General features: G+C 41.9%; 8 protein-coding genes. All 8 read left to right on the top strand.

The annotated features are described in order from the left end of the window. Nucleotides 1-319: 319 nt before the first annotated feature. The 8 genes from CFI03_RS06955 to CFI03_RS06920 all read left to right on the top strand — a co-directional run bounded on the left by CFI03_RS06955 (nucleotide 320) and on the right by CFI03_RS06920 (nucleotide 18,053). Nucleotides 320-3,241 (top strand): PD-(D/E)XK nuclease family protein, encoded by a 2,922-nt coding sequence (locus tag CFI03_RS06955; protein WP_248756966.1) that lies wholly within the window; start codon nucleotides 320-322, stop codon nucleotides 3,239-3,241. Then, nucleotides 3,234-6,488: a UvrD-helicase domain-containing protein gene (locus CFI03_RS06950; RefSeq protein WP_248756943.1), complete on the top strand. Its 3,255-nt coding sequence runs from the start codon at nucleotides 3,234-3,236 to the stop codon at nucleotides 6,486-6,488. The genes CFI03_RS06955 and CFI03_RS06950 overlap by 8 nt, the downstream gene beginning before the upstream one ends. Before the next feature lie 123 nt (nucleotides 6,489-6,611). Continuing rightward, nucleotides 6,612-7,865 carry a vWA domain-containing protein gene (locus CFI03_RS06945; protein WP_248756942.1) on the top strand — a complete coding sequence of 418 codons (1,254 nt, stop codon included), beginning with the start codon at nucleotides 6,612-6,614 and terminating at the stop codon, nucleotides 7,863-7,865. 128 nt (nucleotides 7,866-7,993) lie between these two features. Next, nucleotides 7,994-8,950 carry a helix-turn-helix transcriptional regulator gene (locus CFI03_RS06940; protein WP_248756941.1) on the top strand — a complete coding sequence of 319 codons (957 nt, stop codon included), beginning with the start codon at nucleotides 7,994-7,996 and terminating at the stop codon, nucleotides 8,948-8,950. A 91-nt stretch (nucleotides 8,951-9,041) separates the two neighbouring features. Continuing rightward, nucleotides 9,042-11,219: a Z1 domain-containing protein gene (locus CFI03_RS06935; RefSeq protein WP_283094444.1), complete on the top strand. Its 2,178-nt coding sequence runs from the start codon at nucleotides 9,042-9,044 to the stop codon at nucleotides 11,217-11,219. 155 nt (nucleotides 11,220-11,374) lie between these two features. Next, on the top strand, nucleotides 11,375-13,780 hold the full coding sequence (locus CFI03_RS06930; protein ID WP_248756939.1) for a type I restriction-modification system subunit M: 2,406 nt from the start codon (nucleotides 11,375-11,377) through the stop codon (nucleotides 13,778-13,780). Then, the gene (locus tag CFI03_RS06925; protein WP_248756938.1) at nucleotides 13,771-15,003 is read left to right on the top strand and encodes a restriction endonuclease subunit S; all 1,233 of its coding nucleotides are present in this window, start codon (nucleotides 13,771-13,773) and stop codon (nucleotides 15,001-15,003) included. Before CFI03_RS06930 ends, CFI03_RS06925 begins: the two co-directional genes overlap by 10 nt. Then, nucleotides 15,000-18,053 carry a type I restriction endonuclease subunit R gene (locus CFI03_RS06920; RefSeq protein ID WP_248756937.1) on the top strand — a complete coding sequence of 1,018 codons (3,054 nt, stop codon included), beginning with the start codon at nucleotides 15,000-15,002 and terminating at the stop codon, nucleotides 18,051-18,053. Before CFI03_RS06925 ends, CFI03_RS06920 begins: the two co-directional genes overlap by 4 nt. Nucleotide 18,054 lies beyond the last annotated feature (1 nt).

Raw genomic sequence — 18,054 nt, 5'->3', positions numbered from 1 at the left:
CGCCGTTGTTCTCGTGAAATGTCAAGTGGATCTGAAAATAACGAAAAACAATCATTCCGACTATATCCCATGTACGGCATGGCATTGTACAGCATGCAGGCAGTGGATGCTCCGTCATGACCATTACAATCATCTTCAAAGCAATAATAGACCGTATACAATTCAAGTAAAGAAGCCGGACTCGATATGGCAGGCTTCTAATAACAAGAAACAGAAAACCAGACAAAACATTTGGACAAAACTCAAACAGTCAGTTTAATCGGTATGGAGTGTTTAAACATTCACCTACGGATCGAAAGGGGTACTTTGAAGAGTGACAATGCTAGCTTTCGAGGAATGGATGCATACAGCTGAAGAAATGGAATGGCTGAGGCAATATCTTGTGAAGTACCCCTTACAGAAGAAAATACTTCTTGTTCCATCCTTTGCACAAGGACATCAGATGTTAGAACGGATTGTTAGATCGGGGCAGCCGTTGGTAAACGTCATTGTTCATACCATTGAATCGTTAATTCTTGAACATACGGCCTACCAGCTTCATCGAGAAAAAGTTCAATATGCAGACAGCAGTCGCACATACTGGCTTATTCACTCTCTTATGCATGAGCTAGCGAATGAAACAGATAGCTATATCCCACTTGATCTCATTCAGCCCGGTGTTGTGAGGCTGATGCATCAAGCAATTTCAGAGCTTCGAATGGCAGGCGTCGGCTCACATACCTTACAAATCGATTCGTTCCTAGATACTCGTAAAGGAATCTATCTGAAAGAGCTGTATCGCAGATATGAAGAAACCCTTTGCGATCAGCAGTTGGTGGACTTTGCTGGATTAAATGCCTTTGTTCAACCGTCAAGGGAGCATGTCCACTATTTGGTCTTCCCGCACGCCTTGCCTGATCTCATCTCCAAAAAAATGCTTGAGAAGCTGGCAGGAGCTTATGTGGAGGTGCCTGACATTGGTAAACCGTTCTACACCAAGGAGTCGGGTTTTCCTGCGGAGCGGGTGGAAATGTTTCATGTTTCCGGAGCAATAGCTGAGGCCAGGGAAGTCTTCAGAAGAGTCATGTCCAGGCAGATCAGATTAGATCAAGTGGAAGTGGTGGTATCCGATTACGAGCAATATGCCGGCATTTTTTATACGTTAAGCTATGCACATGGTTTGCCTTGTACCTTTGCAGAAGGACTTCCACTTGAGATATGTTCGGCGGGGCGAGCGGCTATGCAGTTTATGAACTGGGTGGACAATGATTTTCCAATTCAACCTATCCTAATGATGCTCCTAGAAGGTACGATTTCATTTAGAAAATATGATGAAGCGGGAAATAACAGCAGATGGGCCAGCTATTTAGAGCGTCTCGGAATTGGAAGTGGGCGTGAACGATACGACAGGTTATTACTTCCGCAACAAGGGTCAGACGAAGCTGTACAACATTTAACAGAAAGCGTAAGACAGGTTTTCCAATCGATATGGAGTTTCTTGCCTGACTCTGCTTCTGAGAGATGGACAGTTGGATCAATCATTCGAGCGGCCGCTTCATTCGTTGAACATTTTGGTTCTGCCAATAGTGAGGAAGACGTGAAGGTCGCTAAGCAATTACGACAAATAGCAGAATCCTTAACGGGAGGCGATGAAGTTTATATCCAGAAAGATCTGGCCCTTCGTTATGCCAAAGAAGTCATCAGCAACATCCGAACTTATGTTACATCCATTCCTGAACCAGGGAAGCTTCACATTTCTTCCTTGTCCAGTGGAGGATATTCCGGAAGGGAAAATACCTATATCGTTGGTATGGATGAACGAAGCTGGTCATCAGGAACCAGACAGGATCCCGTTCTTCTGGATGAGGAACGAGTTCGAATCAGTCCAGCATTACAACTATCTGTTGATCGCATGCAGCAATCACGTCTTCAATGTGATGCAACAATCGGAAAGTTCCGCGGACAGGTAACGATGAGCTGCTCCTGCTATGATCCGTTAGATAAAGAGATGATTCACCCTGCTTTCGAAATGCTTCAAACGTATCGGATAAAGACAGGGAATGAGGAGGCGGATTTTACTGCTCTCCATGCTGACCTAGGTGAACCAATCGGCTATTGGTGCTCAAACGCAAACGACGCTCTGGATCAAGGTGACCGCTGGAGCCAGGAACTTGCTGGACGTAATGGTACGGCTGGATGGATCAATGGTTTAGAGGCTGTCGAGCGGGTAAAAACGATGCTTTCACATGGCCGGCGCGCTAGCTTGGCAAGGCGGGCGAAACGATTAAGCCAATATGATGGCTGGATATCCCGTGTAGATCTAAATACTGACCGTTCGAGCGAATCCCCTGCAATTAGTGCAAGCCGCTTGGAGCATTATGCTAGATGTCCGATGCAGTACTATTTCAGTTATGAGCTTGGACTGTGGCCGAAAGAAGCCAATGAACACGATCCATCTGCTTGGCTTAGACCCGATCAGCGGGGGACGCTGCTGCATGAAGTCTATTACCGATATCTCTATGAGGCCGATAGAGATAGGGAAGGTCAGATTCTTCATGACCGGGATAAGTTATATAAGATTACGAATGAAGTCATTACGAAATTTGCAGATACGGTTCCTTTTCACTCGCCTTTTCTATTTGAGAAAGAGTGCCGTGAGCTGCATGAGGATATTGAAGTGTACTATAAACGTGAACTTGGGTGCTCGGATCGACCTATCTTGTTTGAACAGGAACTTGCCATTCATGGCGAGCCATTACTGATCAAGCTGGAAGATGAATTACACATTCGTATGAAAGGTTTTGTGGATCGAATCGATCAAGTTGGCCCTCATAGGTATCGAATTATCGATTACAAGACAGGTAACCCGAACAAATACAGCGAGTCCAGCTATTTCAATGAGGGGACACAGCTGCAGCACGCGCTGTATGCAGTAGCTGCGGAAGAGTGGATGCGGCAGTCCGGTTTTGATGAACAGGCCGTGGTGACGGAATCAGCCTATCTATTCCCGACGGTCAGAGGACAAGGCGAGCAAGTTGTCAAAATCCAGAATCGCCGCAAGGAACTTGCTTATATTGTTGGTCTGCTGCTAGACTCCATGCGGAGCGGCGTGTATGTGCCAACCCAAGATAAATCCAAATGCAAGTGGTGTCATTATAACCGGGTATGCGGGCCGCATGCGGAATGGATGGAAGAGAAGCGTACCTTCGAGGAGAATACTTCCATTCTGCAGTCGCTCCTGGAGGTGGAGAGCATTGAGTAGACCAAGTGATTATGTAGCGCGCGAGAGAATACAATTGGATCTGGATACAACATTCCTGGTTGAAGCCGGTGCTGGTTCAGGTAAAACAACGAGTCTGGTTGGCCGTATGTTACAGCTGATCCGATCAGGAAAAGCGGTAATGAGTGAGATTGCCGCTATTACCTTTACGAATAAGGCAGCGGATGAGCTTCGTGAACGGTTCCGTCTTGCGCTTGAACGGGAGGGCAGGAAAGGCTCCTTAGGCGAGGAACAAGAACGAATTCATCATGCGCTACGCCATGTCAATGAATGCTTTATCGGGACCATTCATTCTTTCTGCGGTATGCTGCTGCGTGAGCGTCCGATTGAATCCGGGTTAGATCCCGATTTTGTCGAGTTGGATGAACCATTAGAGGAAGAGTTTCGGGGGCTATGCTGGGAAGAATATCTGTTGCACCTAAGGGTAACCGGTCAAGAGAGTCAGCTGGAAGAACTCTTGAATTTGGGCGTTGATGTGGTTACTTTACGCAGCGCTTATGAAGATGTATCCAAATATTCAGATGTGCATATCGGAATTGACCCGTCTGTTCAGCGGCCTGACTTCGACCGTATTCGATTATCTCTATTTCCACTTGTGGATGCAGCCTATCCTTATATCCCGACAACGGAACCGGAGAAAGGATGGGATGCTCTCCAGAAGGTCGTTCGACATACTAAGCGGAATGAACGGTATATGAACTTTGAAGAAGACGAGTTTGCTTTGCTCCGCATGGCCAAACGTTTCGAACGCAAGCTTTCCGTTACTCAGAATCGTTGGACGGACAAGAAAAAAGCCAAGGAACTTAACGAACGATTTCAAGAGTGGCAGATTCAAGTCTTGTTTCCTTTTCTCGAAGATTGGCGGGAGTATCTGTATCCGAAATTCATTTCCTTCATCCTGCCTGCTGTACAGTATTGTAAACAAAGAAGACAAAGTGCCGGACTTGTTAGCTTTCAGGATTTTTTGGAAAAAGCAACGGCTATGCTTCGAGAACATGCGGAGGTACGGACATATTTTGCCAAGCGGTACCGGCGTCTCCTTATCGATGAATTTCAGGATACGGATCCTATTCAAGCAGAAATGATGTTTCTGCTGGCGGCAGATGAGATGGAGGCGGATATTCAGGATTGGAAAAAAGTGCAGCCTCGTCCCGGGTCCCTCTTTATCGTAGGTGATCCCAAGCAATCCATCTATCGTTTCAGAAGAGCAGATATTTCCATCTATAACGAAGTGAAAGACAAGGTGGCAGCATGCGGGGAGCTGCTGACTCTCTCCAGTAATTTTCGCTCAGTCGATGTTATTGGCCAATTCGTTAATGATACCTTTCTGGACAAATTTCCGGTTTCCGCAACAGAGGTACAGGCGGGATTTGTACATATGGACACACAGACAGTTGATCCTCAAGAAGAGGCTTCCCTGTATGGCGTTCGAACTTTGACTTACCCGAAAATATCTGGAGGCAAACAGAAGACAGCAGAAGCAGATGCGGAGCAGATTGCAGCCTACATCTCGTGGGCATGCAGTAATGGCAATCTCCGTATTCAAGAAAAAGACACTCGCACAGGACAGTTTATTTACCGTCATGCGGTGCCGGGAGATTTTCTTATCTTAACGAAGACCAAAGAATTCCTGCATCTGTATGAAGAAGAATTGGATCGATACGGTATACCGGCAGATACCGCCGGAAGTGCCGCTTTGTATTACGAAATGCTTGTTATTGCTGAACTGACGGCTGTACTTCAGGACTCAACGGATAACGTAGCTTTGCTTGCCGTACTTCGAGGTATGCTCTTTGGAATCAGTGACAGCGCCTTATTTGCTTACCGGCAGGCAGGTTATAAGTTCTCATATTATCTCGTTCCTGAGCTTAATAATTGTTCACTAGAAGAAAAGCCAGTGGCAGAAGCCTTGCTAAAGTTGAGACAATACAAGGAATGGACGAAACAATATCCCGCGATGGCTGCATTGATAATGATTTTGGAGGATTGTGGTCTGCTAACCTATGCGGCAGTACAAGAAGCGGGAGCTACCCGAGCAGGCTCTATACTAAGACTGGTTCACCTTTTGCAGACTCAGCCGGATGTTGTTGGAAGTTGGGCTGCCTTAAGTGAGCGGCTTCGTCAATTGGTACAAGGCAAAGGTCCTGAGACCATGAGCTTGATCGCAGGCAGCAGCGGCGCTGTCCGAATTATGAACCTGCATAAGGCCAAGGGACTGGAGGCTCCAGTTGTATTTCTGGCTTGTCCATGCGGAGAATCGGATCATGATGCCAAGCAATATATTAACCGCATGAGTTCGCCAGCAGAAGGTTATTTTACGATCACAAGGAAGCAATATCAGTTCCAAGAAGAAATCATTGCACAGCCTCCGGGATGGACCGCAATGAGTGAGCGAGAACGGCTATTCATGAACGCCGAGAGGGACCGATTACTATATGTTGCCGCTACACGTGCCAAGCAGCTGCTAGTTGTTAGCCTATATCCTAGTCAACCCGATTTATGTCCTTGGAGCCCGTTGGTGGACAGTAAAGATGAACATGTTCCAGAGTTGATGGTTATGAAACAGAATCCTTCACCAAGACCCATCTATACAGGAGAGCCGCGATTAGAAGAATTGGAGCAGGACTTATCTAATCGTCGAGATGCAATTGGTCAAGAATCTTACAAGCGAGTCTCGGTAACGGCTCTGACCAAGAGTGCTGGGTCTGCGCCGGAATGGTCATCTGAAGGGAGGGGGCAGGCTTTTGGCAGTCTTGTTCACCGTTGTCTGGAGATGATCGGAACAGGAGCTATTGAAGCCTCCGAGCTAGAGCCATATATTGCGTACTTGGCAGAGCAAGAAGGAGTTGCGTTGGATTGGATTCCGATTGCGTCAGCTATGATCCGGCAAGTTACGGAGGGCGATCTGTGGAAGCGAAGCTTAAATGCTAAGCAGAGGCTGCATGAAGTGACCTTGTACCTTTCAAAACAACTGGATGAAGCAAATGGGAGTCTAGGCGAACAGCTGTATGTAAGAGGCGTCATCGATTTCTTGTTTGAAGAAGAAGATGGCTGGGTCATTGTCGATTTTAAGACCGATGTATTCGAATCCGAGCAGGAAGCGGACTTTGTCCGATTCTATAAACCGCAGGTGCAGGTTTATGCTGAGGAATGGAATAAGACATTCGGGTATCCGGTGAAGGAGATGGGGTTGTATTTTCTCCAACATCAGAAATATGTAAAGCTGTAGACCGAAGGGGGCCATGTGGTCCCCTTTTTATTTTGGTGTTTATTGGAACAAATGTTTGGTGACATTCTTCTGTCACAGCCGTTTGTTATGCTGGCTATATCAAGTTGAGGGAGTGGTATAGAAATGACAGAAGCTGTAACAATCGCACATCGTTGGAACCGTGAATATTATCCTTGCGGTGGGGCAGAGAAGACTTACTTGCTGTTAGAGTTAAAAGGTGCGGCGGCTATTCAATGCGAAAGAGCTCCAATCAATGTAGGCCTTATTCTTGATCGAAGCGGATCCATGTCGGGCCAGCCTCTTGCGTATAGTCTGAAAGCTTGCCAATACGTGACCGATCAGATGGCCGAGGGAGATCTGCTAAGTATGGTGGCATTTGATGATGAGGTTGAAACGGTATTTTCACCGGAGAAAGTTATCTATAAAGACGGAATGAAAAGCAAAATAGCAGCTATAGAGCCGGGAGGAAGCACTAACCTAAGCGGCGGCCTTATTCTGGGAGCTCAATATGTTGCGGAGGCGAAGCAGGAAGGCATGGTAAACCGAGTGCTGCTCTTGTCCGACGGCTACGCCAATGAAGGGATTACAGATCGAGGTAAATTGTCCCGCATTGCAAGAGAATACCAAAGCATGGGGATCGGCATATCGGCGTTAGGTGTTGGTCATCAATTTGATGAAGAATTAATGGAAGGAATCGCTGACGGAGGCGGAGGTAACTTTTATTATATTGAAAAACCTGATGATATCCCGAGCATTTTCGCTAAGGAACTTCAAGGCGTGCTGTCTGTTCTGGGGCAAAACATGCGTTTAAAGCTGCAATCAACTGAAGCAGCAGAGCTGCAAAATGTATACGGGTACAAGCCAGTCGATCAGAAGAATGGCAACATGTACAATCTCGGAGATATTTATGACCAGGAAGTGAAGTCGCTTCTCATTGAGATGACTTTCTTTCCGCAAACGGAAGGCATTCATCCTATTCTGCAGCTGGAGCTGGAATATATGGATGTGACCGATAGCGTAAAACCTTGCAAGGTACAACTCGACATTTCTGCATCATTTACGAAAGATCTGGAACTGCTCGCCATGCCGATGGACACGATTGTAGAAAAGCAGATGAAAATTACGGAGACCGCTCTGACCATCGAGAAGGCAATGGAGGCTTTCGATCAAGGCCGCAATGATGCAGGAATTACCATGCTGCAAGCTCAAGCTGATGATCTGCTTCGCATGGCTGTCCTGACTGACGACGCAGATCTCCGTACCGAGTCCTTGCTGCTCTACGAACAGTTAGAGAGCTTCGGGGAAGCGCCTATGACCTCCGAATCACGTAAAGCGCTGCATAGCCAGAAATATAGAACGATGAAGCGGAAGAGTTAGGTATTCTCTGAACTAAACCTTAGAACTAAACAAAATTGTTAATTTTCAACATTTGACATCTAAAAGAAGGGATTAGTTAATTGGACCTAGAAAGGTATAATTGACCAATACAACTATGGGGTGCTGACATGACGGAAAGATTAATTCGATTACTTCGTATTATTATGCTGATTCAGGGTAAACCGGGTATTATCGGCCGCGAGCTTGCAGAGCGCTGTGAGACGACAGAACGCACCATATATCGGGATCTGGAACTGTTAAGCACCTTCGTTCCGTTTACCAATCTAGGCCACGGCAAAGGATATTCCTTCGTAGGAAGCTTCTCGATGTATCCCCTCAACTTCACGGAGCAGGAAGCGCTTGTCTTCTCGATGCTTCCCTCTGTGATCGACCAAGTGAAGCCACTGCTTCCACCAGGATTCGACTCCGCTTATGAGAAGGTCATGGCAACCCACCATAAAGAAAAAGCGCGCCATGCGGACGTCGTTCAACAAGTAGCGGACGTCATCCAGATGGGAACGCCAGTTGGCCGCGAGCAAGGGCCAAACTTCTTATATCCCGTTATACAAGCGATCTTATCGCAGACCTCGCTTAAGGCAGTCTATCATTCTCAAGGCCGCAACAAACAGACGGAGCGGATTATTGACCCATATTTCCTGGTTCCAAGGGAGCAACGGTTCTATCTTATCGGGTATTGCCACCAAGCTGGAGAAATCCGCACCTTCCGGGTCAGCAGGTTCTTAAGCATAGAGGGCACTGATCTTCATTTCGATAAAGGAAGCTTCAATGTGCGCCAATATATGAAGAATACCTTCTCGATTGAACGCGGGCAGGAGCAGATTAAGTTTAAGGTGCGCTTCTCCCCGAACGTGGCGAGATACATACAAGAAGAAGAATGGTTCGTCGAACCTCGCATGAAACTGGATAAAGACGGCAGCTTGCTGTTTGAAGTGACACTGAACCACGACCGTGAGTTCCTCATGTGGATCAGCTCCTACGGGCCGGATGCGGAGATTCTGGAGCCGAAGAGCTATCGGGATGCTATGCGGGAGAGGTTGGAGAAGTGGCGGGGGATATATGGTTAATTACTCGTTAAACTTATTTATAAATACGCACTTTGATGTGATTTATTATATTGACCAATTACTCATATTCTAAGTTTAAGGAGTGGTTTTATTGTTACATACATTGAATCTTCAAGGGGATTTTTATACATCATTACTCAAAAAGAACAATTACGATGTAGAAATGCAAACCTGTATTAAGAAAACTGTTGAAAATTTGATTGAAAAAACCACAACAGTTGATCGTCCTGGAATGCTTTTAGGTAAGATTCAATCAGGAAAAACTCGTACATTTCTAGGAACGATGGCTCTGGCATTTGATAATTCGTATGATATTGTCATTGTGCTAACGAAGGGAACAAAAGCACTCGCACAACAAACTTTAGAACGCTTAAAGAAAGAGTATGATGCTCTTCGTAACTCTGATCAGATACAAATATTTGATATCATGGTTTTTCCTAAGAATCTAACAGGGTACGAGTTAGATCAAAAAATGGTGCTTGTTGTTAAGAAAGAAATTAAGAACATGGCCAGATTGCATGAGGCTTTCTTTAATACTTACCCAGAGTTAAAAGATAAAAGAATTCTTATTGTAGATGATGAAGCGGACTTTGCTAGTATTGGTTTCTCCAAATCCAAGAATGAGGGACTGAATATTAAAAAAATAGCGGGTTCAATTGATGAGTTCCGCAAAAATGTCACTAGCAGCAGTTTCCTGCAAGTAACCGCTACTCCTTACTCACTTTACCTGCAGCCGGATGATGTTAGCATGCCCACTAGGAATTTGGAATTTAAACCTATTAAGCCCTCTTTCACTACCCTCGTTCCAGTACATGATAAGTATATTGGGGGAGAGTACTATTTTGATGAAAGCGAGAATGAAGGTTCAATTGCTTATCATCTTTATGAAGAAGTACAAGAGGATGAATTATCAATTCTAAAGAAATCGGATCGAAGATCGTTTCGTAAAGAAGAGTGCTTGACTAGCCACAGAGTGAAATCATTAAGAAGCGCAATTGTAAACTTTGTAGTAGGTGGATGTATGCGTAGGCTGCAAGATCGTGAGATGGAACTGCAAGAACAAAAGTACAGCTTTATCATTCACACTGAGCAGAATAAAGCATCTCATGGATGGCAAGAAGAAGTAATTTTCTCCATTAAGGAGCAACTAGCCGAAGCCAGTGCTAATGATAGTTCAGTGTTTAATGAGCTATTGATTCAAGCCTACGATAATCTGATACAATCAATGTCCCTACATTCAACGGCTATTCCTCCATTTGATTCTGTCAAACTAGAAGTTCAGAAGTCCTTACAAAAAGGCCACATTATGGTTACTATTGTAAATTCCGAGAAGGATGTAAACGAATTATTAGATGACAATGGACAGTTAAAATTGAGAACTCCATTGAATATTTTTATTGGTGGTCAAATTCTCGATAGAGGCATAACCATTGGAAATCTAATAGGGTTCTATTATGGTAGAAAGCCTAAGACTTTTCAACAAGATACAGTGTTACAGCACTCTCGAATGTACGGTGCAAGACCAATTGAGGACCTTACAGTCACTCGTTTCTATACAACATCCGCAATATATGCTGTTATGAAGCGTATTCACGAGTTTGACACGGCTCTAAGAGAAGCTTTTGAGAAAGGCAGCCATGATCAAGGTGTGATATTTATTCAAAAAGATACTGCAAATAAGATTATCCCATGTTCACCAAATAAAATTTTACTATCCAGTACGACAACATTAAAACCATCTGCACGTTTGTTACCGGTTGGTTTTAAAGTGAAAAGCAAGACCCATATTCAAAAATTAGTAACGCAGGTTGACAAGTTGATATCTAGTTATACATCTGACGATACTCAACCGTTTCTAATGGATAATAAAGACGCGGCAATAATTATTCAAGCAATACATGATTCTTTTCAAGAAGGACATGATTGGGATGATCGTGCTTTCCTTGCCAGTTTAGAATATTTAAGTAATCAGACGGCGAATAAAGATCTCAAAGGGAAGACTTGGGTGCTTGTCCGTAAAAACCGTGAAGCTACTCGCTTAAAGAAAGACGGTAGATTTGAGAACTCTCCGGATTCTTATCAGGAAAAAGGGAGCGCTAGAGATCTAGCACAAGAGATTCCTACTTTAGTACTGCTAAAGCAAAATGGAGATGTAGAAAAAGGATGGAGTGGTCATGAATTCTGGTGGCCAGTTCTAGTAACACCTAGTAATACAAGAACCGTTATATTTGCCTCGGAGCATGACGAAATTAACGAAGAGGATGAATAAGTATTGTGATAAATTTGCACACAAAGAAATGAATTAAGTTGCCATTAGAGCATAATCAGCTCTGGTGGTATAATAATTAAGATCTGGTTTGCAGCAGTCGATAATACTTTTATCAATCAACTATACTTAACATGAAATTGGAGGAATATTGAAAAGTGGCAATTAAAAAATCACAACTATATAGCTCGCTTTGGTCAAGCTGTGACGAATTAAGAGGTGGAATGGATGCTAGCCAATATAAGGATTATGTATTGGTTATGTTATTCATAAAGTATATTAGCGATAAATATGCGAACGAACCTTTTGCTCCAATTACCGTACCTGGGGGCGCGAGTTTCAAAGACATGGTTGCCCTAAAAGGAAAGACAACCATCGGTGATGATATCAATAAGAAAATTATTGGACCAATTGCGGAAGCTAACAAGTTATCTGATATGCCGGACTTTAATGATGCGAATAAGCTTGGTAGTGGTAAGGAGATGGTCGATCGTCTTACCAATCTTATTGCTATCTTTGAGAATAAAGACCTGGACTTCAGTAAAAATCGCGCAGATGGTGATGATATTTTAGGCGATGCATATGAGTATCTAATGCGCCACTTTGCTACTGAAAGTGGAAAAAGTAAAGGGCAGTTTTATACTCCTGCAGAAGTTAGTCGTATTATGGCTAAAATTATTGGTATTAACAGTTCTAATACTAGTGCATCGACAACGGTATATGACCCGACGTGTGGATCTGGGTCGTTACTTCTGAAAGTGGCAGATGAAGCGAAAAAAGATATTACCCTGTACGGTCAAGAAAAAGACTCAGCAACATCGGGTTTGGCTAGAATGAATATGATTCTTCATAATAATCCTACTGCGGAGATTAAGCAGGGTAACACCCTTGCAAATCCGCTTTTTGTAAATGAACATAACTCACTTAAGACTTTTGATTACGTCGTAGCAAACCCTCCATTCAGTGATAAACGTTGGGGTAATGGTGTGAATATAGAGAAGGATCCATACGCACGATTTCAAGATTATGGCATCCCACCAGCTAAAAATGGTGATTTCGCTTATTTACTGCACATTATCCGCTCCTTGAAGAGTACAGGAAAGGGTGCGTGTATCTTACCTCATGGTGTGTTGTTTAGAGGTAATGCTGAAGCGGAAATTAGAAAGAATCTAATCCGTAAAGGATATATTAAGGGGATTATTGGATTACCTGCGAACCTTTTTTATGGCACGGGTATACCTGCATGTATTATTGTTCTGGATAAGGAGCATGCTGGAAGCCGGAAAGGCATCTTCATGATTGATGCCAGTAAAGGATTTATCAAAGACGGTAACAAAAACCGCTTACGCAGCATGGATATTCATAAGATTGTCGATACCTTCAACAATCAAAGTGAGATAGAAAAGTATTCTCGCATGGTCTCTTTTACCGAGATTGAGGAAAATGAATTTAATTTGAATATTCCTCGCTATATTAATAGTCAGGAAGCAGAAGATATACAGGACATCGAGGCTCATCTATTAGGAGGTATTCCAAATAGAGATTTAGATGCGTTACGCGACTATTGGGAAGTTTATCCAACCCTTAGACAAAAATTATTTAGTACAAGTTCAAGGGAAAGATACTCTATTTTAAACGTTGATAAAGAATTATTAAAGCAAACCATTTTTGAATATCAGGAATTTAGAGAATTTAAAGTAAAAATGAATGAGATATTTACTACATGGAAGAAGAAAAGTATTGATAAACTAAAGGGACTAAATGTAGGACTTGATCCTAAAGAAGTCATCTTTGAACTTTCTGAGAGTTTATTGACAGCTTATAAAGATAAGAAACTTGTTTCCAATTATAATATATATCAGTACTTAATGGATTTCTGGGATGATGTAATGCAGGATGATTGTTACTTAATATCTGCAGACGGTTGGAAAGCTGAAACCTATAGAATCGTAGTGGAGAACAAACAAAAGAAAATGGTGGATAAAGGTTGGACCTGTGATCTTATTCCGAAAGAACTGGTTATAGACCGCTATTTTTATGAAGAAAAAACAGCGATCACAGCCCTTGAAGATGAGATTGAGATTATTGCAGGACAGTTGGCAGAGCTAGAAGAAGAGCATAGTGGAGATGATGGATATTTCAGTGAATTAGAAAAGGTAAATAAAGGGAACGTTCATGCGCGTTTAAAAGAATTACAAAAGGATAAAGAGGCTGTTGATGAAATTAAAGTATTAAAGTACTATTTGAAATTGGTTGAGAGACAGGCTGAAATGAATAAAGAGATAAAGGAACTTACTTCTAATCTAGATGACAAGTTATATGACAAGTATCCGACATTAACTGTAGATGAAATCAAACAACTTGTTGTGGATGACAAATGGATGGCTGCCATTGAAAGAGATATTAACTCTGAAATGAATAATATCAGTATGCGGTTAACACAAAGGATTAAGGAACTAGTAGAACGGTATGGTACACCTTTGCAGGTTCAGACGAATTTATTTCATGAGCTAGAAATGAAAGTAAATGCTCATCTTGAGAGGATGGGTTATGTATGGAAGTGAAATCAAGATATAAAGATACAGCGATTGGAGTGCTACCTGAAGATTGGGAAGTTCATAAGCTTGGAAATATTGGTGATGTGATCCGAGGTGCAAGTCCTAGACCAAAAGGCGATAAAAGATATTATGGAGGAAATATTCCAAGACTTATGGTTGAGGATGTTAGTAGAGATGGTAAAGTAGTATTTCCTAAGGTTGACTTTTTAACAGAAGAGGGGGCATTAAGGAGCCGTCCCTGTAAGAAAGGTACACTCACAATTGTGTGCTCGGGTACAGTGGGGGTACCTTCTTTCTTGGGGGTTGATGCATGCATTCATGACGGATTCTTAGCATTAGTCAATATTAGTGAAAATATCTATGATGATTATCTTTATCATCAATTAACAAGTTTAAAAGAAACATTTAATAGTGCTGCAACACATGGCGGAGTGTTTACTAACCTTACCACAAGTGGTGTGGAACAAGTCTTAATTCCATTTCCATCAGAAATTAATGAGCAAAGTGCTATTGCTAATACCTTATCAGATACTGATGAGATGATAAGTTCTTTAGGAAAGTTAATACTAAAAAAACGGGCAATCAAGCAAGGAACTTTACAGAAACTTCTTGAGCCAAAAGATGGATGGACGTTAAAAAAGCTAGGGGATATTGCTGATTTAAAAGCTAGAATAGGTTGGCAAGGACTTACTACTTCGGAATATAAAGAATCTGGTGAGTATTACTTAATCACTGGAACTGATTTTAAAAATGGTTATATTGAATGGGATAGTTGTTTTTATGTTGAGCATCATCGTTATAAACAAGATAGAAATATTCAAGTCAAAGAAAATGATATTCTTGTAACAAAGGATGGAACTATAGGGAAAGTAGCTTTTATTAATAAATTGCCAAAACCAGCAACTTTAAATAGTGGAATATTTGTAATAAGACCTATGTCGGACCAGTTCCATGCAGAGTTTTTTTATTACTTATTATTATCAGATTCGTTTACAAAGTTTCTTTCTCAACTTAGTGCTGGCTCAACAATAAACCACCTTTACCAAAAAGATTTTGTTCATTTTCAATTCCAAGTACCACCGACAATTGAAGAACAAATTCATATTGCATCTATCTTATCTGATATTGATGCAGAGATTGCTTCTCTTGAATCTAAATTAGCCAAATACAAACAAATTAAACAAGGCATGATGCAAAACCTGTTGACCGGGAGGGTCAGGCTTATATGAGTCAAGTGGGGCAAAGTGAACGAATTACCCAAAATCGTATCGTACAATTATTTCGTGATGAGCTAAATTATAACTATCTAGGAAATTGGGCAGATCGAGTTGGTAATAGTAACATTGAAGAAGCTTTGGTGACTTCCTACCTCATGAAAAGAGGATATAGCCAAACACTTATCTCAAAAGCCCTGCATAATCTTAGAGTAACAGCGAACAATTACAACGAAAGTCTGTATACCAACAACAAGAAGGTATATGGACTTTTGCGGTATGGTATTCAGGTGAAAGCCGATGTCGGTGATAACTATGAAACGGTACATTTTATTGATTGGAAGCACCCAGAGAAGAACAACTTTTCTTTTGCCGAAGAAGTAACGGTCTTAGGGAACAGAGAGAAACGTCCGGACATTGTGCTCTATATCAATGGTATAGCTATCGGAGTTTTAGAATTGAAGCGCAGCACTGTATCCATTGGAGACGGAATTCGTCAAAGTATTGGTAACCAAAATAAAGATTTTATTGGATCGTTTTTCTCGACTGTTCAATTTGTTTGTGCAGGGAATGACACAGAGGGGCTGCGATATGGCACCATTGGTACAGCAGAAAAATTTTTTCTGCAGTGGAAAGAAGATATAGAAGATAATAGTCGTTTGCAGCTCGATAAATACCTCATGAAGATATTCGATAAGAAGAGGATAATCGAGCTTATGTACGACTTTGTTCTTTTTGATGGGGGAGTAAAAAAGCTGCCACGGGTCCATCAATATTTCGGAATTAAAGCAGCGCAGGAGCATATTCGTAGACGTGAAGGCGGGATTATTTGGCATACACAAGGAAGTGGCAAGAGTATTGTTATGGTACTTCTTGCCAAGTGGATACTAGAGAATAATCCTAATGCTCGAGTTGCTATCATTACTGACCGTGACGAACTGGACAAACAAATTGAGCGGGTATTTAACGATGCAGGAGAACCCATTAAGCGGACATCCAGTGGTAAGGATCTGATGACTCAACTTGGACAAGCCACTCCCCGTTTGTTGTGTTCCCTCGTACACAAGTTTGGGAAGAAAGACGTTGAGAATTTCGAGGCATTTATTAAAGAGCTTGAAAGTCAACCTACTCAGGCAGTCGGTGAACTATTTTTGTTCATAGATGAGTGTCATCGTACTCAGAGCGGTAAACTCCATAGGGTTATGAAGGCAATGCTGCCGAACGCTGTCTTTATTGGTTTTACAGGTACACCTCTCTTAAAGAAAGATAAGAAGACCAGTCTTGAGGTGTTTGGGAAATATATTCATACTTATAAGTTTAATGAAGCAGTTGAAGATGAGGTTGTACTCGATTTAATTTATGAGGCACGCGATATTGACCAGAGAATAACTTCTCCTCAAAGAATAGATGCATGGTTTGAGAGTAAGACTAGAGGGTTGAATGATTTTCAGAAAGCAGAGCTTCGGAAAAAATGGGGCACTATGCAAAATGTATTAAGCTCACACTCGCGTATGGATCAGATTGTCAATGATATTATTTTTGACTTTAGTACTAAACCTAGGATAAGTTCTAATTCAGGAAATGCTATACTTGTTGCCTCTAGTATTTATGAAGCATGTCGGTATTATGAACTATTCCAGAAAACAGAATTTAGAGGAAAATGTGCTGTTGTGACTTCTTATAACCCCAATATTCGGGATATTACTTCAGAGGATACAGGGGCCAATACAGAAACGGATAAACAATTTATCTATAACGTTTATACTGAATTGCTAAAGGATGTTGTTATTAAACCAGGCAAATCAAAAACAGAATCCTATGAAGATGCAGTTAAAGATAAGTTTATGAAGGAACCAGCCAATATGCGACTTTTAATCGTCGTTGATAAGTTATTAACTGGTTTTGATGCGCCAAGCTGCTCTTATATTTATATTGACAAGAATATGCAAGATCACGGGTTATTCCAAGCAATTTGTAGGGTAAATAGGCTTGATACAGAAGACAAACAGTTTGGATATATTGTGGATTATAAAGACTTATTTAAAAAAGTCGAAGATGCTGTGTCCGTCTATACGTCTGAATTAGATAATGAAGATTTTGAAAAGGGCGATTGTGAGATTCTACTTCAAGATAGGCTCAAAAAAGGTCGTGAGCGACTTGATCAAGCTATAGAGTATTTGGAACTCCTATGTGAGCCGGTAAAATTGCCTAAAGGTACGCTCGAATACATTCAGTACTTTTGCGGTAATACGGAGATTCCAGAGGATCTTAAGTCTAGAGAAACGGCTCGAACTGCCTTATATAAAGGAATAGTAGCGCTTATTCGTGCCTATGCCGGAATTGCCGATGAACTGGAAGCTGCAGGGTACTCTAATCATGAAATTGAAAATATTAGTAGTCGGCTTGATCATTACGTAAAGCTTAGAGAAGAAATAAGAAAGGCTAGTGGGGAAACGTTAGATCTGAAGCCTTATGAAGCAGATATGCGTTTTCTAATAGATCATTATATTCAGGCCGATGAGCCTCGGAATATATCTCCATTTGCAGACTTATCTCTTGTTGAGCTCATTGTGAAGACAGGAATTTCGGATGCACTTGATGGTTTGCCAGATAATATAAAAGGCAATAAAGAAGCAGTTGCCGAAACAATTGAGAACAATGTGAGAAGCAAAATCATAAAAGAACATTTAATTGATCCAGCATTCTATGAAGAAATGTCAGTATTATTAGTAGCAATTATTAAAGAACGTAAAGAAAATGCCTTGAGCTACGAAGCCTATTTAAAGAAAATCGAAGAACTGGCTAGACGGGTTGAGAATGGTAAAAAGGAGAGTACGCCTCCTACATTAAATACGCAAGCGAAAATAGCACTATATAATAATCTTGAGAAGAATAGAGATTTAGCCTTGGCCGTACATGAAGCTGTTATGAGTTATCGCCCTGATGGATGGCGCGGCAATGATGCTAAGGAGAAAGTTATTAAACGAGAGATTTACGGTGTATTGAAAGACATTGAAGAAGTGGAACGCATCTTCACAATAATTAAAAATCAGGACGAATATTAGA

It is taken from the genome of Paenibacillus sp. ATY16, assembly GCF_003399985.2.
GTDB classification, from domain to species: Bacteria; Bacillota; Bacilli; order Paenibacillales; family Paenibacillaceae; genus Pristimantibacillus; species Pristimantibacillus glycanilyticus.
The sequence above is the reverse complement of the archived record's forward strand: the minus strand, read 5'-3'. Positions and strand labels throughout refer to the sequence as shown.